This window comes from Pseudomonas sp. GB2N2, assembly GCF_054897705.1.
In genome coordinates, this window is sequence record NZ_CM142701.1 from 1,244,245 (window position 1) to 1,270,612 (window position 26,368).

Sequence of the window (26,368 nt, forward strand, 5' to 3'; positions counted from 1 at the left end):
GAGACTGAGCGTAGATCAGAATCCGAGAGCGCGAATGCCTTTAAGTTGGTCCAGGTTGCCACTCAGCGCCCCGGCTGTCGGCACGTTGTCACGCAGCACCACATTGAGTGATGTGAGGTTGCGCACCTGATTGCCGGCACCCAGCAATGTCGTGTTCTGCATCAGTCCGCCCTGGGCCAGGCGCTGTACCGAGCTGCCCTGGTTATTATTGGCGAGGACGTTGAGTTGCACGCCAGCTCCGGTCGAGGAAACGCTCATCGAGCCCGCGCCATTGGCGCCGACAACCGTTGAGCCGTCGACCAGTGCCTGGCCCTGTGGCTGAACTGTCGGAGCCTCATTGCCCTTGGCGACATTGATATCGACGTTGTTATAGGCAGTGTTGTTGTCGCCAGCCGCACGCACGACTTGAGTGACGCCTTCGGTGCTGTTCAGACCGTTGCCGCCGGAGACGACGCCGGTACCTTGCTGGGCGACTTGCTGAGTTGCTTGCTGGGAGCTGGCACCTTGCTTGATGGTTGAGCTTGCGCCCGATTGGTCGATCAACGACACATAGAACTGTGGCTTGATGGTCGACTGCTGAACCTGCATCGAGGACGTGGCCCCGATCACATCACCCTTGGCGTTTTGCCAGGTGCTGGTCATGACAATGCCGAAACTGACGATCCTCCCCGGCATGACATAGCGTCCGCGCAGGGTCGCCAACTCCGAATCCCTCAGTTCAATGGGTTTGAATATCTCTGCCTGGGTCGGCAGGCTGGCGGTCAGGCAAACCAGGGCCAGCCAGGTTGAAGTCTTCATTGAATGCTCCCGGAGCGTCGTGCTCCTTTTGTTATTAGAAGAAGTCGCTTCGAATGAATCCGAAATCCATCAGCTCTGCGTCCTGCACAGGTGTGAAGTTGTTGATGCGGCTCTTGGCGGTCAGTGGCAGAGGCGGGTCGATCAACGCATTGGTTTTGTCGTAGCCCTGGCCGATGATGGCAAAGATGATGCCGTTCCAGCCTTTGACGAAGTCTTCGACTTTGTAGCGTTTGTGACCGAGTACCGGATCTCCGATATAGACCCAGCCCTTATCGACTTTCTGCATGACCACAAAATGCTTGTAGCCGCGGATATCCATGAGCACAACAACCGGAATCTTGATGTCATTCAGCGTTTCCGGCGCGACCCGATAGCCACGGGCTCGCATGCCGATACTTTCCACATAACGCTTCATGTCGAGCATGGAAAAGCCCTGGGTCCGGACGAGGTTTTGGTCCGAGTGAGCCAGCATGCCCTCGATGATCTGTTCTTCATTCACGTCCAGCCAATAGGCCTGACGCAAAATAGTTGCCAGCGCCGCTGCGCCGCAACTGAAGTCGGTTTTCTGCTGCACCAGGTCGGCGAATTTACGCTCACGTAGGCTCTGGATCGGCTTGTAAACCACTGCACCGCCCGGCAGGACGGAAAGCGGCATTTGTGCAGCCTCGCTCACGCTGGCTACGCAAAGCAGAAATGCCAAAGCGATCATGCGCATGGTGGGATGCCTTCTGGTGGTGTGGAAAAAGGCCCCCGTAAGGGGGCCTCCAGAGCCAGCAATCAGAACGATTGGTTGGAAATGGCCAACGAGTTGCTTTGTTGGTTGCCCACACCGGCGGCTACGTTGACGCCGAGGTTGCCACTGCCGCCATTCACCGAACCGCTCAGGGTTGCAGTGTTGGTCACAGGGTTGGCCCAGCCAGTTGGAGTCAGCACTTGATAAGAGTAGGTGTTGCTCAGATCAAATGAACTGCTTTCGCTGAAGCTTTTCGTTACGTCCTTCGACGACGAGGACGATTTTTCGCCAGATTTATCGTAGGACGAGTCAAACGATTTCGCGAATTCAGACGCATGCGCTTTTTCGTACGAAGAATCGGTTGAACTCTGGTTTGACGTGTTGACAGAGGCATCGAGCGATGCGTTCAACGACGCGTTACCACTCGCACTGCGAGTGCGATCACCATTGCCGTTATTGCGAGTAAAGCTGACGGCAGCATCCGCCGATGCGGCCAGAGTAGCGTTTATAGACGCACTGCTGCTGGCGCTCGAATCCGTGCTTGCGGAACCGCTCGCACTGGAAGATTTCGAACCACTGGCATCCCAGCTGTTAGAACCGCTCGCAGCCCAGTTGCTCGACTTGCTCTTATCAACGCTCAAATTGGAATCTTTGTTGAAAGAGGCGCTGCCGGTGTGAGTTGTGGTGAACGACAGCGTGTCGAGGCTGTAAGTCCTGTCGGCGCCGTTAACCACGGTCAGGCCAGGGCCGCTTTGATCGGCAGAGGCGGTGGCAGAAGCATTACCGAGTGGCGCACTGGAGTTGGCAATTGCCATGGTATTTTTCTGTTGGTTAAGGTCGCCACCAGCAATGTTGATGCCCATGTTGCCGCTGGCACCACCACCCGAACCGCTCATCACAGCAGAGTTAGTGGTGGAGTAGTTTTCGACCCGGTTGTTGTTGCTGACTTGCGTAACTTTGGATGTTGCGCTGGCAGTGCCAAACACGAAGCTGTTATCGATGGAAGCGTTGTCGGAAGCAGCGTTTGCGATGGCGGCGGCGTTGTCCTGCTGGTTGCCGGAGCCGGCCGCCACGTTGACGCCGACGTTGCCGCTGGCACCTGCTGCAGAACTGCTCATCTCGGCTGAGTTCTCAGTTCCCTGGTTGTAGATACGGTTGCCGGTACTGCTTTGCTTGTCGTTCGCGTTGGCAGTTGCGCTGATAGGTATCATTTTTGGAGGAGGCGTTTGATTGCCTCCGTTATGGTGATGACCATTGTGGTGGTCATCGTTATCGTTTCCGTTAGCTTGTACAGCTACAGCCATGAGCGCAGCAATTGCGAAAACCAGAGGCTTTAGTGCCATCGAAGGTTTCATGGTGATTCTCCGTACTTATTTTAGGTTAAGTGTTGTTATTACCCGTTTGTACTTCCTGTTTGGGTCAATCCGCGACCCGTATGCTCAGGGTGTTGCCCATTCGGTTTCCCACCCCTGCACTCTGATTCAACTGAATTACCCCACGGCTCCCGGTGAAGGCCTGGTCGCTGGTAGTGACCTGGCGAAAGCCCGGCGCAGAATCAGTCGGATCGGAGTTGTTGAGCAGCGCCACGTTCTGTTGCATGAGGACGCTGTCGTCGATACTTTGCGGCTGTGTGCTGATGCTTATCCGCAGCGCATTGGCTTGCTGGGTATTGGCACCCGCGCTCTGATTCACGCCCAGGGCGCCGTTGCCGTTACTGAAGGAGTTGCCCTGGATGCTGGCTTTGGCATCCATCCTGGGGTCGGCCACCGTATTCAACCGTTGGCGAATCTGCGTGGTCGCGCTGGCGCCAGGGCCATTGGCGATCGCCCGGGCGTTGGCCTGTTGCTGTTGATCGCCGGCCGCCTGGTTGACGCTGACGTTGCCGTCGTACTGCGCACCTGAATTGTCGATATCGGCGTTGTTAATCACGGGAACGAGAGATTGAGCCAAGGTCGATGCACTGAAAAACATGGCGATAATCAGCAGTGAACGATTCATCTTAACGGTCTCCCGTTATGATTTTCAGAGCGCCCAAGCCTTGCTGGACGTTTGAATTGACCATGTTGGCAATGCCGCCGCCTGAATTTCCCGAGCGTCCGGCGGATTGGTTGGACAGCTGATTCTGCGTGCTGATATTTCCGCCCAGATTGTTGTTCTGAACGACCAGGCGCGAGATGCCCGCGCCACTGGCGACGTTGGCAAAATCGCCATCGCTCAGTTCGCTGGTTTGACTGAGAATTTGTCTGGATGGGTTGGCGTTGACGGTGGTGGGATTAGGATCGGGGGTCAACGGCGGTTGCACGGCGTTTCGTACCTGGACATCACGTTTGATAATGATGATGCCGTTGTCAGCCTGTACGGGCAGGCACACGAGTGATCCGAGTGCACATCCGCTGAGCACGAGGCTATAGATTTTGTTGTTGAATGTCCCCACGGCAGCAATTCCTTCTGTAAGTGGAACGCTGGCCCTGATCAGCGTTGCGAGTGAAGAGAGCAGAAGGTGTGCCGGTTTTGGTTTTTGTCGAAAAAACAACGGGTTGGAATTTATTGTCGAAATAGTCAAAAAATTTTGTAACGCCGCTGAGACACGGCTGCGCTGAATCGCCGTCCACGCGGGCGTACTAGCGGGCTAGAGGTCCCGAAGGAAGTTTGTATCAGTGGTTTAACAAATTCTTGTTAGAGGACCCGGGCCGCTTTAGTCCGGGGGTTTTGCCAAGGGGGAGTGTTTCAGGAATGGACATTTCGCCAGGCCGGTGGGCGCCTGTCAGGCAATTAGCAAGCGAGCGACAGCCTCGAACGCCGCCTGCTTGCGTTGTTTCCAGTCACCTTGCACCACCTGATAGGGCTGGCGGTGGAGGTCAAGCCACTGGTGGCTGGCCTGGAAAAACGCCTGGCGTTCTGCCAGTTGCGGTTGGCAACGCTGTCCGTCGTCATGCCAGCCCACGGCGTCAGGGCTCAGCAATAAATGCAGGTCGTAGTGCCTGGCGAGCAAGGCCTGCTCAATCCAGTCCGGGCAATCACCGAACAACGTGCGACTCCACAGGATATTGCTTAGCAGGTGCGTGTCGAGAATTAGCAGTGAGGACTGTTCGTTCCGTGCCGTGTCTTCCCACCCGAGCTGGCCATCGGCTATGGGCGTGATGTCTTCATAGCAAGTTACACGCGCCTCAGTGTCGATGAAATGCCGAACATATTCGCCGACCACTATGCCGCCGAAGTTGGCGTGAATCTCACTCGCGAGCCAGCTCTTGCCGCTGGATTCGGGACCGGTCAGCACCAGGACTTTCATGTGCGCAGCGCCGGATCAGCACGCCATTCTCGCCAGCCTTCCACGGCAATCACGGTAAACAATGCGTAGAGTCCTGCCGTCAGGTACATGCCCTTATAGATGAAGAGCCCGACGAAGATCACATCCAGGGTGATCCACAGTGGCCAGCACTGAACGCGCTTTTGCGCCATCCAGACCTGCGCCACCAGGCTGAAGCCGGTCAACGCGGCATCGAGCCAGGGTTGGGCGGCATCGGTCCAGAGCGCCATCGCCGCGCCGAGCAACAAACTGCCGAGGGCGCCGATGGCCAGGCCTGCCGCGATCGATTGCCCCGTGAGTTGACTGACCTGCCGCCCTTGCCGTGCCTTCCCCGCGCGCGTCCACTGCCACCAACCATAAACCTGCAACGCGGCATAGACCACTTGCAACAGCATGTCCGAATACAGCTTCACCTCAAAAAACACCCCGCTGTAAACCAGCACCATCACCAGACCGATCGGCCAGCACCAAGGATTCTGTTTGACCGTCAACCAGACGGCAATGACACCGAGGGCGGCGGCAAACAGTTCAAGCCCGGACATGGAGGTTCCTTGGGGAGTTGCGGAAAAGGGGGGCAGATTGTACCGGGTAGGCAAGCCGCCATGCGCGGTATTTGTAGCAGCTGTCGGGCCTGCGAGGCTGCGGAGCAGTCGTCAATCAGGCGCCGCGGAATGTCTGGCAAACCGGGGTGCAGGATTTTACGACTGCTGCGCAGCCTCGCGCTGCTCGACAGCTGCTACGAGGCCGTGAAGGTGCCTACACCCGGAACTGCTTCAGCAACCCATTCAACTGCTCGCTCAATGCTTTCAACCGCACGCTCGCCACGCTCGACTGCTCCGCCGCCAGCGCCGTGTGGTGGGACAACCCCGCTGCCTGGGTGACGTTCTGGTTGATGTCCTCGACCACATGGGCCTGTTGCAGCGTCGCACTGGCGATGGAGGCGTTCAGCCCGTTGAGGTTGCGCAGGGCTTGGGCGATGGCGTTCAGGCTGGCACCGGCGAGGCCGGCCTGTTCGATGGTCAGCTGGGAGGCGCGGCTGCTGTCGCTGATGACCTTGACCGCAGCCTCGGAGTGGGATTGCAGGCGCTCGATCATCGACTGAATTTCGGCGGTGGACTTCTGTGTACGCTGGGCCAGCAAGCGAACTTCATCGGCCACCACGGCAAATCCACGACCCTGCTCGCCGGCACGGGCGGCCTCGATGGCGGCATTGAGTGCCAGCAGATTGGTCTGCTCGGCGATGGAGCGGATCACTTCCAGCACACTGCCAATCTGCGTGCTTTCGGTCGCCAGGGTGCGGATGACTTCCACGGCCTGATCAATCGTCGAAGACAATTTGTCTATCTGCTGCAGGCTGCTGTCAATGTTGACCTGACCTTGTTGCGCCTGGGATTCGGCATTGCGCATTTCGCTGGCCGCGTGCTCGGCGTTCTTCGCCACATCCTGCACGCCGTAGGTCACCTCATTAATAGCCGTGGCCACCAGTTCCATCTGCTGGGATTGCTGCTGGCTGCGTTGCTGGGCCTGGGCGGCGTCGTTGCCCAACTCGCTGGACGACTGGCCAAGGGCGCTGGCGGACACCTGCAACTCACCGATCACCCCCCGCAACTTGGCGGTAAACGCATTGAAGTGGCGCGCCAGTTGCGTGACTTCATCCTGGCCATGGGTGTCGAGGCTGCGGGTCAGGTCGCTTTCGCCGCTGGCAATGTTGGCCATGGCGTTCACGGTGTCCTGGAGCGGACGCACGATGCTGCGGGCAATCAGAATCACCAGCAGCGCCATGATCGCCGCAATCACCAGGCCGACGCCGGTGGCTTTCCAGACCTGGCCCGTGAACTCGGCCTGCACGTCATCGATGTACACACCTGAACCGATCACCCAGCCCCAGGGTTCGAACAGTTTGACGTAGGAGGTTTTCCCCACCGGATCGCTGGCACCCGGTTTCGGCCAGCGGTAATTGATCGCCCCGGCGCCCTTGGATTTGGCGATGGCCACCATTTCATTGAACACCGCAAAGCCGTCCGGATCGCGAATCGCCGAGAGGTTCTGGCCATCGAGTTTCGGGTTGGCCGGGTGCATGATCATCACCGGCGTCAGGTCATTGATCCAGAAGTAGTCGTTCTGGTCATAGCGCAGACCGCGAACAGCAGTCAGTGCCTGCTTCTGCGCCGCGTCGCGCGTCAGCGTGCCGGCCGTTTCCAGGTCGTGGAAATAGGCGAGGATGCCGCTGGCAGTCTGCACCACATGCTGGGTTTTCTGCGCCTTGGCGCGATACAGGTCTTCGTTAATCTGCTTGAGCATCAACGCGCCCAAGGTCAAAAGCATCATGACGGCCACGATCAGAATGAGCCACAAACGGCGGCTGATTGACATATTGCGCAAGCTGTTCATAACGCGGTCACTCCGGTGTCTTATTCTTGTAATAAATGATCGCCAGCATCCGATCACATTTTGCTGATCGGGCCTACCCGACCCAAGTCCAACAACGTGGCAGCGTAAATCGGGCTTGTCTGATAGGATTTCGGCCCCGCACGGAAAAACCTGAATCCATGTCGACGTTTCACGGAATTTTTACCGTTCCGTCCGGATTCTGTGCGCGGGACTTTTAGCTACGCTGGTTGCAGCGAACGACTTGAAAAAATATTAACGGGGCATGCCGTCGCGCATCGCTTCCTGGGGGATTGATGGATCTTTGGACCGCTGTGCAGGCATTGATACTTGGGGTTGTAGAAGGGCTGACGGAGTTTTTACCGATTTCCAGTACCGGACACCAGATTATTGTGGCCGACTTGCTCGATTTCGGCGGTGAGCGCGCTATCGCGTTCAACATCATTATCCAGTTGGGCGCGATTCTGGCCGTGGTGTGGGAGTTTCGCCGCAAGATCCTCGATGTAGTGACTGGCTTGCCGACACAACCCAGTGCCCGGCGCTTTACCGCCAACCTGCTGATTGCCTTCATTCCAGCCGTGGTATTGGGGGTGATTTTTTCCGATCTGATCCACCATTACCTGTTCAACCCGATAACGGTGGCAGCGGCATTGGTCGTGGGCGGGATCATCATGTTGTGGGCGGAAAAACGTCAGCATGAGGTGCACGCCGAAACCGTTGACGAGATCACCTGGCAAGACGCACTGAAAGTCGGTTTCGCCCAATGCCTGGCGATGATTCCCGGCACCTCGCGTTCGGGCTCGACCATCATTGGTGGCCTGCTGTTCGGCCTGTCGCGCAAGACGGCCACCGAGTTCTCGTTCTTCCTGGCGATGCCGACCATGGTCGCGGCGGCGGTGTACTCGGGCTTCAAATATCGGCACCTGTTCGTGGCGGCTGATTTCCCGGTGTTTGCGGTCGGTTTTGTCACCGCGTTCATCTTCGCGATGATTGCAGTCAAAGCGTTGCTGAAGTTTATTGCCAGCCACAGCTATGCGGCTTTCGCCTGGTATCGCATTGCTTTCGGCCTGGTCATTCTGGCGACCTGGCAGTTTGGCTGGATCGACTGGAGCGCGGCCAAGGCATGAATGAGGCCAGCGCGCGCAACATTCCCGGACGCAACTCCGGTGGGCAGATTCAGAATCCAAGGCTGAAATTGCTGGTGTTCGCCATCGTGTGCGCGCTGCCGCTGATTGGGTCGGTGTCGTTCTGGCTGCGAGGGATTTCGCTGATTCCGCTGGCGGCCTACGGCATCGTCAGCGTGTTGGCGTTCTTCCTGTATTGGAGCGACAAGCGCAAGGCCCGCACCGATCGCTGGCGCACGCCCGAAAACGTATTGCATGCGGTCGAACTCGCGGGCGGCTGGCCCGGCGCCCTGGTGGCGCAACAAGTGTTCCGGCACAAGACGCGCAAGGTGTCCTTTCAACTGTTGTTCTGGATGATCGTGCTGCTGCACCAGGTGTTCTGGATCGATCAACTGTTCATCGGGTCGAACCTGCTGGCGTTATTTTAAAAACGCTTTAAAGCAGCAATCCGACCTGAGTGCGCTTGGGCAACTTGCTTACCACCAATTGATGCGAGCGTTGCAGCAGGTTGTGCAGTTCTTCGGCGCCGAGTGGGTAGGGCGTCTGCATGATGATCCACTGGGCTCGCGCCAGATACGGCGCCGGGTGAATGCCCGGGCGGTCGCAATGGCCCAGGAACAGATCCTTGTCGACCTTGAAGGCAAGGGAGTCGCCCCTAAGGTTTTGCAGGGCGAACATCTTGTTGCCGGCGATCGAAAACACCCGCACGCCGCCCCACTTGTAGTCTTCCCGCGCACCCGGTAGTGCAAGGCAGAATTGCGCGACGTCCTCTTCGCTCATGCGTCCAGCCTTCATATCAAACGGTCCCCACAGGCATTGAATGATTCGATCAAATGGTCGAGCCAGGCGCGCACGGCCGGCATTACGCCGCGCCGGTGAGGGTAGACCGCTTGCAGCCAGCCGCCCGGCAACGACCAGTCGGGCAGCAACTGCACCAGCGCGCCACTTTCGAGCTCCTGCTCGCAATACATCATTGGCAACATGGTAAAGCCAAGGCCTGAGAGGGTGCAGGCCCTGCGCACGATGAAATCGTCGATGCCCAGTCGCGCTTCGAGTGCGAACTCATGGCTCTTGCCTTGCTGATCGAGCATGCGGATGTGCACCATGCGGTCTGCCTCAAGTGCGCCGAGCACCGGCAAACCCTTCAGGTCCTCGGGATGATTGATCGGCCGGCCATGGAGAAAGTCCGGACTGGCGACCAACAGCATCTGCGCCTGACGCAGGCGTCGAGTGACCAGCAACGGGTCTTCGTCACCCGGCTCGCGAACCCGCAGCGCCACGTCTACGCCCTCGGTCACCAGATCGACCCGGCGGTTGACCAGCATGACTTCCAGCTGAACATGCGGGTATTTCTCGAGAAACCGGCTGATCACTGTGGGCAGCATTTCATGGGCCAGCCCGACAGGAGCAGATACGCGCAAGCGTCCGCGAGGCTCGCTGGACATGCTGGCCACGGCTTCATCGGCCATCTCGGCTTCCAGCAGCATGGCCTGGCAATGCCGCAAATAGCGTTCACCCACCGCCGTCAACTTGAGCTGCCGCGTGGTGCGTTGCAGCAGGCGCGCGCCCAGTCGTTCCTCAAGTTCGGCGATCCGCCGTGACAGCCGCGACTTGGGAATACCCAACAAACGCCCGGCGGCGGCGAAACCGCCGGCTTCGACCACTTTGGCGAAGTAATAAAGGTCATTCAGGTCTTGCATGGCTTTGTGTGCTCGACTGTTCTATCAGTGAGACGAACTATCGCATTGTTGCAGTCTAATCACCTATTCGTTTCGTCTGTAGGATTGTTTCCATCAGATCGCCCCGTGGCGGTCCTCACCTGGAGATCCCACATGAAACTTCTGCACATCGATTCGAGCATTCTTGGTGACAACTCGGCTTCCCGTCAGTTGAGCGGCGAAGTCGTCAAAGCCTGGCAAACCGCCGAGCCGGCTGCCGTCGTCACTTACCGCGACCTGGCCAGCGATGCCATCAGCCACTTCTCCGCCACCACCCTGGTCGCCGCCGGCACCACGGCTGAACTGCGCAACGCCGCACAGCAGCACGAAGCTGAACTGAGCGCCTCGACGCTGGCCGAATTCCTCGCCGCCGATGCCATTGTCATCGCCGCGCCAATGTACAACTTCACCATCCCGACCCAACTCAAGGCTTGGATCGACCGCATCGCCGTTGCCGGCAAGACCTTCCATTACACCGAAGCCGGTCCTGAAGGCCTGTGCGGTGGCAAGAAACTCGTGATCGTCTCGACTTCCGGCGGTTTGCATGCCGGTCAGGCGTCTGGCGTTGCCCACGAAGAGTACTTGAAGTTGCTGTTCGGTTTCCTCGGCATCACCGACATCGAATTCGTCCGTGCTGAAGGCCTGGCGTACGGTGACGAAGTGCGCACCAAAGCCATGAGTGACGCTCGCACCAAAATCAGCGAGCAACTGTTCGCCGCTGCGTAAGGCTTGCGTAAAGATGTAAATGAGCTCGGGCAACACCCCAAAAAACTCTGTATTCTGATCACGCAAGTGTCAGATGCGGAGTTTTTTATTTCTGATCATTGCAAGTTTTTTGATGCGCAGTTCATGTTGTGGCCCAGGTTATGCAGTCGAGGGTTAACGTCCCCGTTCTGTATCGACCTTGGTGGCCGCATTTGCTGGTACAAGGCCGCTTCCTCGATGTGTCGCAGGAGAACGGGCTTCCCGGTCCAGTAACAAAGGTGGGGCATCCCATGGTGCGTCTTTGTGCAACGTTACTGATTTGCCTGCTCGGCAGCCTGAATTCAGTGCACGCAGCCCCTGCGCCACATCCGCACTGGAGCGTCGGCTACCACGAGCTGAGCTTTCTTGATCCGCTGGATTTGCAGCCGATGCGCGCCATCGCGTTCTATCCCTCCAGCGACCGGGAACACACGAGCAAACTCGAGGGCTACGCCGTCGAGGCGGGCGAAGATACCCGCGTCGCCATCGGCCGTTTCCCGATGTTGATGCTATCCCACGGCAACACCGGAACCCCGCTGGCCCTGCACGACCTTGCCACCTCGCTGGCGCGTAAAGGTTTTGTGGTGGTGGCGGTGATTCATCCCGGCGACAACTCCAAAGACCACAGCCGCCTTGGCACCTTGAGCAACCTGTACGGTCGGCCGATCCAGATTTCCGAAGCCATTACCGCGACCCTGGGCGACCCCATGCTCTCGCCGTTCGTCAATGCCGATCAGGTGGGCGTGATCGGGTATTCAGCCGGCGGCGAGACCGCGTTGATCCTGTCCGGCGCCACGCCTGACCTGGATCGCCTGCGCCGCTATTGCGAAGAGCGTCCGGACGACCGCGATGCCTGCAATACCCACGGCGAGCTGATCGTCGACCGTGATGACCTGCAACCGGTGGCTGATCCTCGGGTTCACGCGTTGTTGCTGATGGCGCCGTTGAGCCTGAAGTTCGGCCGTCATACCCTGGCCGATGTGCATGTGCCGGTGCTGCTCTACAGCGGCGACGGCGACAAACTGGTGGCCTTCGATAAAAACGCCGCGGCACTGGCGCGCAAACTGCCGACCGCGCCGGACTTCAAATTGCTGGCCGGGGCAGGGCACTTCGTCTTCATGGCGCCGTGCAACGAAGAGCAAATCGCGGCCATGCCGGCGTTGTGCACTGACGCAGATGGCGTCGACCGCGAGGACATTCACCGCAACATGATTTCCGAAGCGGGGCGCTTCTTCTCCCATGCCCTGGGCAAGCCAACCCGCGCGGGCATGCAAACTGCCGATCAATAAACACCACTCCTACAAAGGTAGTGTTGTCAGGTGATTGAGCGGCGTTTCAGCAGCAGGGTCAGCCCCAGCCCGGTGATCGACAGCATCGCGGCGAAGAAGAAAATCCACGAGTACCCCAAATTCAGCGCCACCGCGCCCATCAACGGCCCGGCAATTGCCAGCGCCAGATCGAAAAACACCGCATAAGCACTCAGTCCCGCACCGCGACTGGAATTGGGTACCTGTTTGATCGCCTCCACGCCCAGCGCCGGGTACACCAGCGACAATCCGAACCCGGCGAGGCCCGCGCCGATCAGGGCGTAACCGGTCGAAGGCGCGAGCCACAGCAATACCAGGCCCGCCGTTTCGATGCTCATGCAAGCAATCGCCGAGGTGAATCCGCCAAAACGGCTGATGCTTGAAATGAACAACAAACGCGCCAGAATGAAGCACACCCCAAACACCGTCAGGCAGTACGCGGCGCCGGTCCAGCCACGGTTGACGTAATACAGGGTGATAAAAGTAGTCAGCGTGCCGTAACCGATTGAGGCCAGGCTCAAACTCGCGCCGAATGGCGCAATGCGCCCGAACACCGCCCAGAAGGGCAGACGCTCACCGCGCACCACCGGCACCGAGGGTTTGTTGCGGATCAGCACCAGCGCCAGCGCAGCCAGCGCCGACAGCGCGATCCCGAGGCTGGCAAAACCGTATTCGGCCACCATCACTACGCCCAGTGGTGCACCAATGGCAATGGCGCCATAGGACGCGATGCCGTTCCACGAGATCGAACGCGCGGTGTGTTCGGCGCCGACCTGGCCCATGCACCAACTGATGGTGCCGACGCCGATCAAGCCTTGGGCGATCCCCAGCAACAAACGGCCGGCGATCAGAATCAATAAACTGGTCAGTGGAAAGCTTTGCAGCAGCGTCGACAGCAACGTCAGCGCGCCGCTGAGGACGATCCCCGACAACCCGTAAACAATCGCACGCTTGGTGCCGATGTTATCCGACATGCGCCCGGCCATCGGACGGCTGAGCAGCGTGGCAAGGTACTGCGAGCCAATGGTCAGCCCCGCCACGACCGCACTGAAACCCAGCTGCTCATGCACGTAACCCGGCAGCACCGCAATCGGCAAGCCGATGCAGAGGAAGGCGATAAAGGTATAGAAAACGATGGAGACGATCTGCAAGGTGATCGCCGTGGAGCTTGGCAGAGGCAGTTGCTGCGCAGACATGGGAGCTCGTTCGCGGGCGGCGGTGGGAGACCTGCATCATGGCGCGGTCGCTTGATAAAAGAAAGCAGGCTAACGATCAAATGCCCGGCGTTCCGGCCTTGGAATACGGCCTAGTTTAGAAGCCGGGTTGCCGGCGATGGCGATCTCGCGGACGCTATCGTCGGCAAGCCGGCGCCTACAGAATCCGGGTACCGCAGGCTTATGTTTATTGATGCTGAAATGCAAAAAGCCCCGTCACCAGGACAGGGCTTTCAGTTGCAGCAAGGCTTACTTAAAACACAACACCCTGACTACGCAGGTAGTCGTCATACGTACCGCTGAAGTCGATCACGCCGCTCGGGCTCAGCTCGATGATACGGGTCGCCAGCGACGAGACGAACTCACGGTCGTGGCTGACGAAGATCAGCGTGCCCGGGTAGTTTTCCAGTGCCAGGTTCAGCGCCTCGATGGATTCCATGTCCAAGTGGTTGGTCGGTTCGTCCATGATCAGCACGTTTGGTTTTTGCAGGATCAGTTTGCCGAACAGCATGCGACCTTGCTCACCACCGGAAATCACCTTGACCGACTTCAGAATTTCGTCGTTGGAGAACAGCATGCGGCCGAGGGTACCGCGAACGATTTGCTCGCCGCCCTGGGTCCACTGGCCCATCCAGTCGAACAGGTTGCAGTCGTCTTCGAAATCGTGCGCGTGGTCCTGGGCGTAGTAGCCCAGTTCCGCGGCGTCGGTCCACTTCACGGTGCCGGCGTCCGGGGTCAGTTCATTGACCAGGGTGCGCAGCAGGGTGGTTTTACCGATACCGTTCGGGCCGATGATCGCCACGCGCTCGCCGGCTTCAACCTGGAAGCTGAAGTCCTTGAACAGCGGCTTGCCGTCGAAGCCTTTGGCCATGCGCTCGACGATGACCGCCTGACGGTGCAGCTTCTTGGTTTGCTCGAAACGGATGAATGGGCTGACACGGCTCGACGGCTTGACCTCGGCCAGCTGGATCTTGTCGATCGCCTTGGCGCGGGAAGTGGCCTGCTTGGCTTTCGAGGCGTTGGCCGAGAAGCGGCTGACGAACGATTGCAGTTCCGAGATCTGCGCTTTCTTCTTGGCGTTGTCCGACAGCAATTGCTCGCGGGACTGGGTCGCCACGGTCATGTACTCGTCGTAGTTGCCCGGGAACAGGCGCAGCTCGCCGTAATCCAGGTCAGCCATGTGGGTGCACACGCTGTTCAGGAAGTGACGGTCGTGAGAGATGATGATCATCAGACTGGAGCGCTGGGTCAGGATGTTTTCCAGCCAGCGAATGGTGTTGATGTCCAGGTGGTTGGTCGGTTCGTCGAGCAACAGCACTTCAGGATCGGAGAACAGCGCCTGCGCCAGCAATACGCGCAGTTTCCAGCCAGGGGAAACTTCGCTCATCGGGCCAAAGTGCTGCTCGATGCCGATACCCAGGCCCAGCAACAGTTCGCCAGCGCGGGATTCGGCGGTGTAGCCGTCCATTTCGGCGAACTCGGTTTCCAGCTCGGCCACGGCCATGCCGTCTTCTTCGGTCATTTCCGGCAGCGAGTAGATGCGGTCGCGCTCGGCCTTGACCTTCCACAGCTCTTCGTGACCCATGATCACGGTGTCGATCACGGTGAATTCTTCGTAGGCGAACTGGTCCTGGCGCAATTTACCCAGGCGCACGTTCGGCTCGAGCATGACCTGGCCACCGGACGGCTCAAGGTCGTCACCGAGGATTTTCATGAAGGTCGACTTGCCGCAGCCGTTGGCGCCGATCAGGCCGTAACGGTTGCCCGCGGCGAATTTGACCGAAACGTTTTCGAATAGCGGCTTGGCGCCGAACTGCATCGTGATGTTAGCTGTAGAGATCAAAGGTTTTTCCTGCGAAGCATTCAGAGTAGCTAGGGTTGCGGCAGTACCGATTCAGTACCCGTTTCCGTATTTGAACCACGGGAAATGCATCCCGGTCAGAAGCGGAAGGTCCATCTGGCAATAAGTGGACAGCAGCATATGGAGCGCTTGGCCCGAGTCGAAGTGCGCTGAGGCGGGGGTCATTCCCGTCATCAACCAAGGGGGGCGCGTAATGTTTGGCGGCGATTGTACTGGTCTGGCACCTTAAACGATAGGGCGTTGAGGCCACGCGGGCGCTTTGGCAGTATCAGCGGACAGATTTTCACATTTGCAGGTGAACTATTGGTTACAAATCGTGGCTAAACTGCCATCTTCCGATGTGATGCCGACAGGCATGGACGTAGTCTGTTCAATTCTGACGTGTGACGATTTCCGTGAAACTCATCTTTGCCGCTGTTTATGTTGTATGCATTGCGTACGTTCACCTGCGGGGTCGTGTGCGCCACAAACTGGGCCGTCAACTGAGTGATCACTCGTCGTTTCTGGCACCGGTCAATTGCTTCCTTTACCTGTTCTCGAAAATCCCCAGCAGGCCTTATCTCGATCCTGCCGATTTCCCGGACCTGAATCCGTTGCAGGCGCATTGGCAGGAAATTCGCGAAGAAGGCCGGAATTTGCTGCTGGCAGGTGAGATCAAGCGTTCGAACCAGTACGACGATGTGGGCTTCAACTCGTTTTTCAAAACCGGCTGGAAGCGCTTCTACCTGAAGTGGTACGGCGACAGCCATCCGTCGGCGATGAGACTCTGCCCGCGCACCACCGAACTGGTGCAGAGCATCGGCTCGATCAAAGCCGCAATGTTCGCCGAGTTGCCACCGGGTTCCAGACTGGTGCGCCATCGTGATCCGTACGCCGGCTCTTATCGTTATCACCTTGGGCTGGAGACACCTAACGACGCCGGTTGCTACATCAACGTCGATGGCGAGCACTATCACTGGTGCGACGGAGAGGCGGTGATGTTCGACGAGACGTTCATTCATTACGCGGAAAATACCACCGATCAGAATCGCATCATTCTGTTCTGCGACATTGAGCGGCCGATGAAGTATCGCTGGGCGGCGGCGTTCAACGGCTGGTTCAGCCGTAACGTGATGTCGGCGGCGGGCGCGCCGAATGATGTGGGCGACAAGACCGGAGCCATCAATCGGCTGTTTGCCAGGATCTACAAGATTCGTTTGCGCGGGAAGGCGCTGAAGAAGCGCAATCGTAATCTCTACTATCTGGAGAAGTGGGCGATTTTTGTCGGGTTGCTGGCAGTGATTGTCTGGATTTGAATGGTCTGTTGAGGCTTGAATTGCCTTCGCGAGCAGGCTCACTCCTACATGGAAATACATTCCAACCTGTAGGAGTGAGGCTGCTCGCGATGGGGGCTCCGAATTCACCGAAAAACTTCATCAACCACTCGACCGTTTGGTCGCTTTTTTTGCGGCCGGTTTCTCCGCTGCCTTCGGTTTAGCCGGCGACTTCCCACCCGCTTTACCCCCCAGACTGCGCTTCAGCAGCTCGGTCAAATCGATCACATCCGCTGTCTTGCGCTCTTCCTCACCCGTCGCCGACTCGACATCCTCAATCTTGCCTTCATTGGCCTTCTTCTCGACCAACGCCATGATCTTGTCTTCAAAACTGTCGCGATAATCATCGGGGTTCCAGTCGCCGCTCATGTCCTGCACCAGACGCTTGGCCATGTCCAGTTCGCCCTTGGCCAATTCCGGTTTGGTCACCTCGGCGCCTAATTCCAGCGTCTCCAGACTCCGCACTTCGGCCGGCCAGCGCAGCATCACCAAGACCATCGCCGAATCCAGCGGCATCAGCGCCGCCAGATGCTGGCGGGTATGCAAAACCACGTGGGCGAGGGCGACCTTGTTGGTTTTGCTCAGCGTTTCGCGCAGCAGTGCATACACTTTGCCGCCGCGTTTGTCCGGCGCCAGGTAGTAGGGCGTGTCGATGTTTTGCAGAGGGATTTGATCGCTGTCGACAAAGGAGAAAATGTCGATGGTCTGCGTCGACAGCGGGTGCGCCGATTTGATTTCCTCCTCGCTGAGTACCACATAGCGACCCTTTTCGTACTGCACACCTTTGACGATGTTTTCCTTGGTCACCTCTTTACCGGTGACTTTGTTGACGCGTTTGTAGCCCACCGGGTCCATGCTCCGACTGTCCAGCCAGTCGAAATCCACGCCTTGGGAAGACGTCGCCGAGACCAGCGCCACAGGTATATGCACCAGCCCGAAACTGATTGCGCCTTTCCAGATTGCCCGTGCCATGGTCGTCTCCTCGCGAGTGATGAATAGGTGACCTGTGCCCTGAAGCAAAAGTTTCAGCGATGTGCAGCCCAGTCCGGGCGGGGGTTCAACTTCGTGTTACATGTTGCCGGGGAGGTTTTGGTTAACAAATCCGAACCCTGGGCGTAGCGTGCTATCGAAGGCTGTATCACGTTATCTAGAGAGGCTGCCAATGAACCGATTTGTGCTGGGCGTCACGGCGTTGGCTTTGAGTGGCGTGCTGAGCAACCTGGCTCACGCCGACTTGCCATCCACTCCGTTGCTGCTGGCCCAGAGTCCGACGGGCAGCACCAGCAACCCATACAACAGCCCGATTCGCCGGGCCAACCCCAACAGCATGCAAGGCACGCAGCCCAGCGCGCCGGCCATTCGCGGGCCGAACACCGTGCCCGTTCCACGTCCGCCGACACTGGATAACGGCGGCATCGGCAATCGCTATCCTCAGGACCGGACGGCACCCGCCAGCCCACCGAAATTCATCCCCAATCCGCCCCGTCGCGATGCGGATACCAACAACCGTTGAGCGGCATTACACCCGTTCTGTCCGCCAGTCAAACGACAAAAGGAATCGTGCATGTTGCGTAAAACCCTCCTGGTCACCTTGTGTGCGAGCGCGCTGATCACCACTTCCTCCGGAGTTTTTGCGGCGCCGGTTCAGGAGCTGAGAAGCGAGCAGGGCATTCTTGAGGTCACGCCCATTGTCGAGGGGCTGGATCATCCCTGGGCCCTGGCCTTTCTGCCCGATCGGCAAGGCATGCTGGTGACTGAGCGCTCCGGCAACCTGCGCATGGTAGCCGTCGATGGCAAGCTCTCGGCGCCGATCACTGGCGTGCCGACAGTCTGGGCCAAGGGCCAGGGCGGTTTGCTCGATGTGGTGCTGTCGCCGGACTTCGAGCAGGATCGCACGGTGTATCTGTCGTATGCCGAAGGCGGTGGCGAAGGAGAAAGGGCGGGTACGGCAGTCGGTCGCGGCCAGCTGTCGACAGACCTGACGGCGATCAACAACTTCAAGGTGATCTTCCGTCAGGAGCCCAAGCTGTCGGTCGGTAATCACTTCGGTTCGCGGCTGGTCTTTGACCGAGACGGTTACCTGTTCATCACCCTCGGCGAGAATAACGACCGGTCCACTGCCCAGGACCTGGACAAGTTGCAAGGCAAAGTCGTGCGAATCTACCCCGATGGCAGGGTGCCCGACGACAACCCCTTTGTCGGTCAGTCCGGCGTGCGCCCGGAAATCTGGTCCTATGGCCAGCGCAATCCGCAAGGCGCGGCGCTTAATCCTTGGACCGGCGTGCTTTGGGAAAACGAACACGGACCCAAAGGCGGGGACGAAATCAACATCATCGAACGCGGCAAGAATTACGGCTGGCCGCTGGCGACCCATGGGATCAATTACTCGGGCCAGCCGATTCCGGAATCCAACGGCAAGATTGCCGAAGGCACTGTCGCGCCGCATCACGTCTGGGAAAAATCTCCCGGCTTGAGCGGCATGGCGTTCTACGACGCGGATCGCTTCAAGCCCTGGCAGCACAACGTGTTTATCGGCGCGCTGGTGAGTCAGGAGCTGATTCGCCTGCAGTTCGACGGCGACCGGGTGGTTCACGAAGAGCGCCTGATGGGCGAACTCAACAAACGCATTCGCGATGTGCGGCAGGGACCGGATGGGTATTTGTATGTGCTGACCGATGAGGATGACGGCGTGCTGTACAAAGTCGGCCTCAAATAATCCAATCACGGCTAAAAAGGTTGATCAAGCCACGACCCGGCGGTAGAGAATCACCGCCGCCCGCAACTTGCCGCGCCCGAAGCTGCACATCTTCTCGAACTCCCCGTGGCTGACCGGCAAATGCTGGCAATCCATCGGCTGACGATGCTGACTGTGATCGACATCCGGATCGTGCAGGTACACAAATTCTTCATCGCAATCAGTGACGATCACCCAATGCGGCGATTTGGAACGGGTCAGCCGATAACTGCTGATTAACACCAGCGGCTGCCCGCCCTCGGCCAGTAATCGTGGAAGGTCCAGCGATCCGCCGATCACTTGCTCCACGTCAGTGGCCTTCAGCTGTGCGGCGAAGTCATCGTGCACCAGGCGCATGACGTCTTTTTTATGCTCATCGCGCACGCCATCGAGAAACAACGGCCCGGTTCTACTCACTTGCAGGCGTACGCGAAACCCGCGTCGTGCTGCCGCCAGCGCCAGGCCCTGAGGGCTGCAGCCGCCATGGCCGGAGGTCATGAACACGGTGGTCGCCTCGCGCCAGATCTGCAATTCTTCGCGGCGCTCCAGCATACGGTCCGGGTGCAAGGCGCCCATGGCCATCAACAGGCACGCCGGGCCGCAGGTGAACTCCGTTGTCTGCGCATACCAAGGGACTTTGAAGTTGCGGGAATCACGGTGCTGCACTATGCGTTTTTCAAGACGCAGCGCATCAGCGTGGTCCTCGTAGTAATCGTGGATCAGGGCGAAACGTCGATAGCCATTGCGCTCATACAGGGCAATCGCTGCAGGGTTATCGATGCGCACTTCCAGTCTCAAGTACGCGCAGTCGTGTTCAAGGGCGCAGGCCTCCATGCGTTCGAGCAATTGCTTGCCCAGCCCACTGCCGCGTGCCGGTTCGGCAATGGCAATCGAGTACAGCCGCGCCAGAGAGGTGCCGCGGTGAAAAAGCACCACGGCGTAGCCCGACAATTGTCCATCGCGTTCTGCCACCAGCAACTGTCCATGGGCTCTATTGATCATCCATTGAAAGCTGCGACTGGTGAGCCGGTCCGTGGTGAAACACTGCTGTTCGAGTGCCAGCAACGCGGGTAAATCTTCAACTACCGCCAAGCGGAATAAAGGATGCATATGACCGCCGTAAAAGTTGCGTAACGAAACGAGACTTTCGAAAAAGTTCGTGCTTAATAGGAAAGGTCTTGTTCTCCAACGGATCGATCACTATGTCAGCGGTACAGGGTCATTGGCGCGAAGTATCCGAGCAAACTTTGCCGGCGGCAACTTATTTAAATGACACGATTAGAACTTCCAGCCAGATGATTATCATCGTCGAGCGCAAGGAAGACTGGGCGTCCTACTTCCCCAGCGAAGACGTCGTCACGGCTCAGGAATACCTTGAGCAGACCCGTGACAACGAGCAGGGTAAACGCGTCCAGGTGATCAACCTGTGCCGTAGCTACAAGTACCTGGGGCACGGCTATTATTGTTCGCTGCTAGCAGAGGCTCGGGGGCACAAGGTCATTCCATCGGTGCGAACCATCAGCGAGTTAACCAAAAAATCCCTGTATGGCCTGGCGCTTGACGATCTGGAGAAACCGCTGGAGAAAGCCCTGAGTAATCATCTTTACAGCGATACCGAAGGTTTCACCCTGACACTCTACTTTGGCAAGACTAATATCGAACCCTTGCAGGATCTGGCGCGACAGCTATTTGAAGTATTCCCGTGTCCAATACTGTTAGTTGAGTTTCGTCGAACTAATGGCTGGCACATTGAAGGCGTTAAATCAGGTGCGCTGCATAAGTTGCGCGAAGATCAGGAAGATCAATTCGCCAACGCTCTGGACAGTTTCAGTCGAAAGATCTGGCGCCTACCCCGTTCGCGGCGCCTGGCCCGTTACGACCTGGCAATCCTGCACGATCCACAGGAAGCCCTGCCACCGTCCAACCCCAAGGCGCTGGACAATTTCGTACGTGTCGGCAAGACATTGGGCATAGACGTGGAGTTGATCGAGCGCAAGGACTATGCGCGCCTCGCCGAATACGACGGCCTGCTGATCCGCGAGACCACCAGTGTCGACAACCACACTTACCGTTTTGCCAAGAAAGCCGAGAGCGAAGGGCTGGTGGTGATGGACGACCCGGCATCAATCCTGCGCTGCACCAACAAGGTTTACCTGACGGACCTGCTGAAAAGCCATCAACTCGGGATGCCCGCCACCGAAATACTCTATAAGGAGCGACCGGAAGACTTTGAACGGGTGGGCGAGCGCCTGGGTTTTCCACTGGTACTGAAAATCCCCGACGGTTGCTTTTCCCGTGGTGTGATCAAAGTCGAAAGCCAGCAAGCCTTGCTCGAAGCGACCGCTGAATTGTTCGAACACTCAGTGCTGTTGCTGGCGCAGGAATTCTTCTACACCGAATACGACTGGCGGATCGGCGTGCTCAACCGCAAACCGATCTTTGCCTGCCAATACTTCATGTCCAAGGGCCACTGGCAGATCTACAACCACAAAGCCATGGGACAGGACGTCAACGGTGAATGCCGCACTCTGGCGGTTCACGAAGCCCCGCGTGCCGTGGTCGAACTGGCAGTGAAAACCGCCAATCTGATCGGCGACGGGCTGTACGGCGTCGACCTCAAGCAGTCCGGCGACAAAGTCGTGGTGATCGAAGTCAACGACAACCCGAACATGGACGCGGGCATCGAAGACGCCTATTTGCAGGACGATTTGTACTCGCTGGTGCTAGAAGAGTTTGTGCGCCGCCTGGAACTCAAGCGCCGCGGCCAGGCCTGGTGAACGGCCGATGATCAAAAGCTTTCAACTGACCCACGGCGCGTTGCACGCGGTCGAGCGGCTGGACGCCGAGGTGATGCTGTTCAGCAACCCCGACGCGGCCGAAAGGGAACTGCTGCACAGCCATTTCAAGCTCGATGAACATGCGCTGGCCTCGGCGCTCGACCCGGACGAGGTGTCGCGCATCGAGTTCCATCCCGACAACCTGTTCCTGATCTGGAAACGTCCGGAAAACTATTCCGGCGCCGGCAGCCTGGCCTTTGAAGTGTCATCCTGCGGTTTGCTGTTCTGTGCCCAGCGGTTGCTGGTGATCGCCACCGATGATTCGCCGCTGCACGGGCTCGGCACACGGCAGAAGTTGAACACGCCGCTGGATGTACTGCTCGACCTGCTGTTCAACAACATCCATCACTACCTCGGCCACCTCAAGGTGATCAAGCTGGTCGCGCGGGAGTTGCAGCAGAAATTCAACGCGTCGATGCAGAACCAGCACCTGATCCAGATGTTCAACCTTAGCGAAAGCCTGATCTATTACATCAACGCCATCCACAGCAACGGCGCAGTCCTGACCCGCCTGCGCAACCACGCGGAAAAGCAGCATTTCAGCGCCGAGGCCATTGGTCTGATTGACGACCTGATCATTGAAAACAACCAGTGCTACAAACAGGCGGAAATCTATTCCACGGTGTTCTCCGGGCTGATCGACGCCCGGGGCAACCTGATGAACAACAGCATGAACAACCTGCTGCGCAAGCTGACGTTGATCAACGTGGTGTTTCTGCCGCTAAACCTGATTGCGAGCATTGGCGGCATGTCCGAGTTCAGCATGATGACGGCGGGCACGCCCTGGTGGGTGTCGTATCCGTTGTTTTTGAGCGCGATGATGGCAGGGGCGGGGGTGATGGTGGTGGGGCTGCGGCGGTTGGCCAGATAGATGGGTTGGATGGCACGCCGCCTTCGCGAGCAGGCTCACTCCTACATTTGACCGAGTTGTTCAGGAAAACTCGGTCAAATGTAGGAGTGAGCCTGCTCGCGATAGCTATCTCAAGCGCGCAACTTCCAATCCTGCAAACCCCGAACCACCAGATACAACTGCGTCCTGATTGATTGCCCATTGACTTGCCCACGGAGCCCGGCTAATTTCCAGCCATGACTTCCACCGTATTGCGCTGCCAGCCAAGCATTATTACCGCCGTTCCTTTTCTGGCGGGCTAGCTCACGACTGCAGCACCCAACCCGCCCTAGAGGCGGGTTTTTACTTTCTGTCTCCTGGGCTCTGATCAACGTCAGGAGACCCCATGAACAGCACGCCCACCCAGCAGGCCCTGCTTGAGCACTACGTAAAGAAGATCCTCGCCGCGCCGGTCTACGAGCTGGCGGTGCGTACGCCGTTGCAAGCCGCGCCGGCCTTGTCCGAAGCCTTGGGCAATCAGATTTTGCTCAAGCGCGAAGATCTGCAACCGACCTTTTCCTTCAAGATCCGCGGGGCCTACAACAAGCTCGTGCAATTGAGCGATGAGCAAAAGGCCCGCGGCGTGATCACCGCTTCGGCCGGCAATCATGCGCAAGGCGTGGCGTTGGCGGCGCGGGAGTTGGGGATTGCCGCGACCATCGTCATGCCCGCCACCACGCCAGAATTGAAGGTGATGGGGGTGCGCAGCCGGGGTGCCGAGGGGTTGCTGCACGGGGAAAGCTTTCCGTTTGCCTTGGCGCATGCCCTGGACCTGGCGGGCCAAACCGGTCGTACCTTCGTTTCGCCTTTCGATGATCCTGACGTGATCGCGGGGCAGGGCACCGTTGCCATGGAAATCCTGCGCCAGCATCAAGGCTCGCTCGACGCGATCTTTGTCCCGGTGGGCGGTGGCGGGCTGATCGCGGGCATCGCGGCGTACGTCAAATACCTGCGGCCTGAAGTTCGCATCATCGGCGTCGAGTCAGAACATTCCGCCTGTCTGGGCGCCGCCTTACATGCCGATGAGCGTGTAGTCCTGCCCAACGTCGGCACGTTCGCCGATGGCGTCGCCGTCGCCCAGATCGGCGCCTATGGTTTTGAAGTTTGCCGGTTTTGCGTCGATGAAGTGATCACCGTCAGCAACGATGAACTCTGTGCGGCAATCAAGAATATTTACGACGATACCCGCTCGATCACCGAACCTTCCGGCGCATTGGCCGTAGCGGGAATCAAGAAATACGTAAAACAAAACGGCGTTCGTGGTCAAACCTTTGTGGCCATCGACTCCGGAGCCAACATCAACTTCGATAGTCTGCGGCATGTCGCCGAACGCGCCGCGTTGAGCGGTAACCCGGCGTAAATGAAGGTCGATAGCCGGCGCCACATTCGGCCCGGCGGTAGTTCTATACCGTCGGTGTCGGCGGATACTGATTTGGCGAGTTCGCTTCACACTTTTACAGAAACGGGCAAATTGCAGGGCTTGAAAGCACCTTTCTTGCATATTGCATGAGGCCATTTACTTGAAGAAACACTAAACCCTTGATTCGCCGATGAACTGCACGGCGAAATTCAAGGCATGTTTTATGCTCTAGTTTCTTGAGCTGACCATGGATCTCATTTGAGTCAGCGTTGATCGTTGATTGGCAATCTCACAGTAAGGAGAGGGTCGCCATGTTTTTATCTGCCTTGGAACTCCGCAATATTATTGAAAGCAGTTTTTTGCCGAAACGTTGTGAATGCGCGCTGTCGCCAGACCTGTCGATGACTGTAAAGGTATATGCAGACGGACGAACCGACCACCTTGATCTGTTGGTGACCGGTATCGATGCGAAAAAGCTCAATGGCTGTCGTGAAATCAATGACCTGATCGCCGGATTGCGCTCAGACATGGATCAACGAGCCAGCTTCCAGCTTCTGCATATGGACAGGAAAGCGCTGTAACCCGACTCCCGCCTCCAGCAACGTTGTCCGGGTCTGAAAAAATTTCAGACCCGGCACCCGTTTCACTCAATTAATTCTGATAACTGCACGCGTCCGACAACTTGCGGTACGTGATCTCTGAGGGTTGGCCGGACGTATCGATATATTTCATGGCTGCGGTAATGACTTTGCAGTCCATGGTCGAAGGCTCGGTCAATGCGACCACCTTGCCCACATGCAGCGGCATTCCGTACTGATACGGCACGGCTTTCGATGAATCGGTATCATTGGCCTGGGCGAGCCCGGCAATAGCGCTGAAGGCGAGGGCGGCGGTCACCAGCAAGGTGCGGGTTTTCATGAGCGATCTCCAATGCGGACAGTCAGTGAGCTCGACGAAAGCGTCGTCGAACCTGCCGCACTGGGCGTCAGAGGAATCTGAGGGCGTGCGGTCCAGTAAAGTCTTGGACCGCAAAGTTAAGCGATGGTTAATCCGGCTGAATGCCGCCTGTCGCGGAAGGCTACGTCAGCCTCAGCGCAAACCCAGCTGATGCCGATACGGCAAATCCGGCCCGCTCTTGCTGCACGTCAACGCTGCGGCCTGCACTGCAAACTTCAACATGCCGTCGATCTGCTCGCGCGCAAGTGATTGCACACCTTGCACCGAATCCAGCTGCTGCTCGGTCAGCCAGGTGATCAACGCCGCTTGAAACGTATCGCCAGCCCCCACGGTGTCGGCAATCTTCACCGAACACGCCGGCACTGACCACGAACCATGAATGCGGCTGAACACTGTCGCACCCTCGCCACCCCGGGTCAAAAACACCAACTGACAGCGATGCCGCAACCAGCCTTCAATCACCCGCTGCGGGTCCTGCTCGGGGTACAACAAGCCCAAATCCTCATCGCTGACCTTTATCAAATCAGCGTGGGTCACCAACTCGGCCACCCGCGAACGCCATAGCTCGATGTTCGGTTCAGGATTGAGCCGCACGTTCGGATCAAGGCTGATCAGACGCTTGCCGCTTTCGCGCTGCACCAACGCGAGCAACGTGTCGGCAATCGGCTGCACCACCAGCGAAAACGAGCCGATGTGCAAGCCGCGCACTTCAGCGCCCAATTCCGGCACATGCTCCGGTTTCAACTGCCGATCCGCGCAGCCTTCGCCACGAAAGCTGTAATGCGGCGAACCGTTGGCGCCGACCGCGACCATCGCCAGTGTGGTCGGTGCGGCGAAATCCACCAGGTAATCCTGGCTAACGCCCTCGTGCTGCAGGACCTGCTGCAAACGCCGGCCGAGGTAGTCGGTCGACAGTCCGGCAAACAATGCCGCGTCCACGCCCAGGCGGCGCAAACCGACGGCGACGTTGAACGGCGACCCGCCGGCAATCGCCTTGAAATTCACTTTTGACGCCAGGCCGCTAGCGTCGTCTTCACTGAAGAAATCGAACAGCGCTTCGCCACACACCAGATACATAGTTGTT

General features: G+C 58.3%; 26 protein-coding genes and 1 pseudogene. 11 read left to right on the forward strand and 16 right to left on the reverse strand.

What is annotated here, in order from left to right:
* Positions 1-15: 15 nt before the first annotated feature.
* The 8 genes from ACYZT4_RS05750 to ACYZT4_RS05785 all read right to left on the reverse strand — a co-directional run bounded on the left by ACYZT4_RS05750 (position 16) and on the right by ACYZT4_RS05785 (position 7,229).
* The gene (locus ACYZT4_RS05750; protein ID WP_461985974.1) at positions 16-798 is read right to left on the reverse strand and encodes a hypothetical protein; all 783 of its coding nucleotides are present in this window, start codon (positions 796-798) and stop codon (positions 16-18) included.
* A gap of 34 nt (positions 799-832) precedes the next feature.
* On the reverse strand, positions 833-1,513 hold the full coding sequence (locus tag ACYZT4_RS05755; RefSeq protein WP_461985976.1) for a C39 family peptidase: 681 nt from the start codon (positions 1,511-1,513) through the stop codon (positions 833-835).
* 62 nt (positions 1,514-1,575) lie between these two features.
* Positions 1,576-2,886, reverse strand: a complete 1,311-nt coding sequence (locus ACYZT4_RS05760) for a heme utilization protein (RefSeq protein WP_461985978.1) — start codon at positions 2,884-2,886, stop codon at positions 1,576-1,578.
* A gap of 64 nt (positions 2,887-2,950) precedes the next feature.
* Positions 2,951-3,529: an adhesin gene (locus ACYZT4_RS05765; RefSeq protein WP_461985980.1), complete on the reverse strand. Its 579-nt coding sequence runs from the start codon at positions 3,527-3,529 to the stop codon at positions 2,951-2,953.
* A gap of 1 nt (position 3,530) precedes the next feature.
* A complete protein-coding gene (locus ACYZT4_RS05770; protein WP_461985982.1) occupies positions 3,531-3,965 on the reverse strand; it encodes a hypothetical protein in 435 nt (144 codons plus the stop codon).
* A 330-nt stretch (positions 3,966-4,295) separates the two neighbouring features.
* Positions 4,296-4,820, reverse strand: a complete 525-nt coding sequence (locus ACYZT4_RS05775) for an AAA family ATPase (RefSeq protein WP_461985984.1) — start codon at positions 4,818-4,820, stop codon at positions 4,296-4,298.
* A complete protein-coding gene (pnuC, locus tag ACYZT4_RS05780) occupies positions 4,817-5,380 on the reverse strand; it encodes a nicotinamide riboside transporter PnuC (protein WP_461985986.1) in 564 nt (187 codons plus the stop codon). Before pnuC ends, ACYZT4_RS05775 begins: the two co-directional genes overlap by 4 nt.
* A 214-nt stretch (positions 5,381-5,594) precedes the next feature.
* Complete coding sequence (locus tag ACYZT4_RS05785; RefSeq protein WP_461985988.1) at positions 5,595-7,229, reverse strand: methyl-accepting chemotaxis protein; 1,635 nt, start codon at positions 7,227-7,229, stop codon at positions 5,595-5,597.
* 293 nt (positions 7,230-7,522) lie between these two features.
* On the opposite strand from ACYZT4_RS05785, the gene ACYZT4_RS05790 reads away from it, so the two are divergent.
* Together ACYZT4_RS05790 and ACYZT4_RS05795 are read left to right on the forward strand one after the other, a co-directional pair.
* Positions 7,523-8,353: an undecaprenyl-diphosphate phosphatase gene (locus ACYZT4_RS05790; RefSeq protein WP_461985990.1), complete on the forward strand. Its 831-nt coding sequence runs from the start codon at positions 7,523-7,525 to the stop codon at positions 8,351-8,353.
* The gene (locus tag ACYZT4_RS05795) at positions 8,350-8,778 is read left to right on the forward strand and encodes a DUF1294 domain-containing protein (RefSeq protein WP_461985992.1); all 429 of its coding nucleotides are present in this window, start codon (positions 8,350-8,352) and stop codon (positions 8,776-8,778) included. The genes ACYZT4_RS05790 and ACYZT4_RS05795 overlap by 4 nt, the downstream gene beginning before the upstream one ends.
* A gap of 7 nt (positions 8,779-8,785) precedes the next feature.
* On the opposite strand, the gene ACYZT4_RS05800 is transcribed toward ACYZT4_RS05795, so the two are convergent.
* Both ACYZT4_RS05800 and ACYZT4_RS05805 read right to left on the reverse strand, forming a co-directional pair.
* Positions 8,786-9,145, reverse strand: coding sequence for an MmcQ/YjbR family DNA-binding protein (locus ACYZT4_RS05800; RefSeq protein ID WP_461985994.1), 360 nt, complete (start codon positions 9,143-9,145; stop codon positions 8,786-8,788).
* Positions 9,142-10,050 (reverse strand): LysR substrate-binding domain-containing protein, encoded by a 909-nt coding sequence (locus ACYZT4_RS05805; protein WP_461985996.1) that lies wholly within the window; start codon positions 10,048-10,050, stop codon positions 9,142-9,144. Before ACYZT4_RS05805 ends, ACYZT4_RS05800 begins: the two co-directional genes overlap by 4 nt.
* Positions 10,051-10,182: 132 nt before the next feature.
* Here ACYZT4_RS05805 and ACYZT4_RS05810 point away from each other — a divergent pair, with 132 nt between their 5' ends.
* Positions 10,183-10,794 carry an FMN-dependent NADH-azoreductase gene (locus tag ACYZT4_RS05810; protein ID WP_461985998.1) on the forward strand — a complete coding sequence of 204 codons (612 nt, stop codon included), beginning with the start codon at positions 10,183-10,185 and terminating at the stop codon, positions 10,792-10,794.
* A gap of 269 nt (positions 10,795-11,063) precedes the next feature.
* Entirely contained in the window at positions 11,064-12,101 is a 1,038-nt protein-coding gene (locus ACYZT4_RS05815; RefSeq protein WP_461986000.1) for an alpha/beta hydrolase family protein, read from the forward strand.
* A 26-nt stretch (positions 12,102-12,127) separates the two neighbouring features.
* On the opposite strand, the gene ACYZT4_RS05820 is transcribed toward ACYZT4_RS05815, so the two are convergent.
* The gene (locus tag ACYZT4_RS05820) at positions 12,128-13,315 is read right to left on the reverse strand and encodes an MFS transporter (RefSeq protein WP_461986002.1); all 1,188 of its coding nucleotides are present in this window, start codon (positions 13,313-13,315) and stop codon (positions 12,128-12,130) included.
* A gap of 271 nt (positions 13,316-13,586) precedes the next feature.
* Entirely contained in the window at positions 13,587-15,176 is a 1,590-nt protein-coding gene (locus tag ACYZT4_RS05825) for an ABC-F family ATPase (protein ID WP_082356619.1), read from the reverse strand.
* 413 nt (positions 15,177-15,589) lie between these two features.
* Between ACYZT4_RS05825 and lpxO the strand changes: the two genes are divergently transcribed.
* The gene (gene lpxO / locus ACYZT4_RS05830) at positions 15,590-16,489 is read left to right on the forward strand and encodes a lipid A hydroxylase LpxO (protein WP_461986004.1); all 900 of its coding nucleotides are present in this window, start codon (positions 15,590-15,592) and stop codon (positions 16,487-16,489) included.
* A 120-nt stretch (positions 16,490-16,609) separates the two neighbouring features.
* Here the strand turns inward: lpxO and ku are convergent, their stop codons facing one another.
* Entirely contained in the window at positions 16,610-17,479 is an 870-nt protein-coding gene (gene ku, locus ACYZT4_RS05835) for a non-homologous end joining protein Ku (protein ID WP_461986006.1), read from the reverse strand.
* Between the two features lie 190 nt (positions 17,480-17,669).
* Between ku and ACYZT4_RS05840 the strand changes: the two genes are divergently transcribed.
* On the forward strand, positions 17,670-18,020 hold the full coding sequence (locus ACYZT4_RS05840; protein ID WP_461986008.1) for a hypothetical protein: 351 nt from the start codon (positions 17,670-17,672) through the stop codon (positions 18,018-18,020).
* 51 nt (positions 18,021-18,071) lie between these two features.
* Complete coding sequence (locus ACYZT4_RS05845) at positions 18,072-19,223, forward strand: PQQ-dependent sugar dehydrogenase (protein ID WP_461986010.1); 1,152 nt, start codon at positions 18,072-18,074, stop codon at positions 19,221-19,223.
* A gap of 24 nt (positions 19,224-19,247) precedes the next feature.
* Here ACYZT4_RS05845 and ACYZT4_RS05850 read toward each other — a convergent pair whose 3' ends face one another.
* Positions 19,248-20,351, reverse strand: coding sequence for a peptidase C39 family protein (locus ACYZT4_RS05850; protein ID WP_461986012.1), 1,104 nt, complete (start codon positions 20,349-20,351; stop codon positions 19,248-19,250).
* A 185-nt stretch (positions 20,352-20,536) separates the two neighbouring features.
* On the opposite strand from ACYZT4_RS05850, the gene ACYZT4_RS05855 reads away from it, so the two are divergent.
* From ACYZT4_RS05855 to ACYZT4_RS05870, 4 genes and pseudogenes are all read left to right on the forward strand, one after another.
* Positions 20,537-22,018, forward strand: coding sequence for a RimK family protein (locus ACYZT4_RS05855; RefSeq protein WP_461986014.1), 1,482 nt, complete (start codon positions 20,537-20,539; stop codon positions 22,016-22,018).
* 7 nt (positions 22,019-22,025) lie between these two features.
* Complete coding sequence (locus ACYZT4_RS05860; protein WP_461986016.1) at positions 22,026-22,949, forward strand: magnesium transporter CorA family protein; 924 nt, start codon at positions 22,026-22,028, stop codon at positions 22,947-22,949.
* 364 nt (positions 22,950-23,313) lie between these two features.
* A pseudogene (gene ilvA / locus ACYZT4_RS05865) lies at positions 23,314-24,309 on the forward strand (threonine ammonia-lyase, biosynthetic); the annotation flags it as partial.
* 329 nt (positions 24,310-24,638) lie between these two features.
* A complete protein-coding gene (locus ACYZT4_RS05870; RefSeq protein WP_461986018.1) occupies positions 24,639-24,908 on the forward strand; it encodes a DUF1652 domain-containing protein in 270 nt (89 codons plus the stop codon).
* Positions 24,909-24,978: 70 nt separating this feature from the next.
* On the opposite strand, the gene ACYZT4_RS05875 is transcribed toward ACYZT4_RS05870, so the two are convergent.
* Positions 24,979-25,245 carry a DUF2790 domain-containing protein gene (locus ACYZT4_RS05875; RefSeq protein WP_461986020.1) on the reverse strand — a complete coding sequence of 89 codons (267 nt, stop codon included), beginning with the start codon at positions 25,243-25,245 and terminating at the stop codon, positions 24,979-24,981.
* A gap of 171 nt (positions 25,246-25,416) precedes the next feature.
* A complete protein-coding gene (locus tag ACYZT4_RS05880) occupies positions 25,417-26,361 on the reverse strand; it encodes a carbohydrate kinase family protein (protein WP_461986022.1) in 945 nt (314 codons plus the stop codon).
* Positions 26,362-26,368 lie beyond the last annotated feature (7 nt).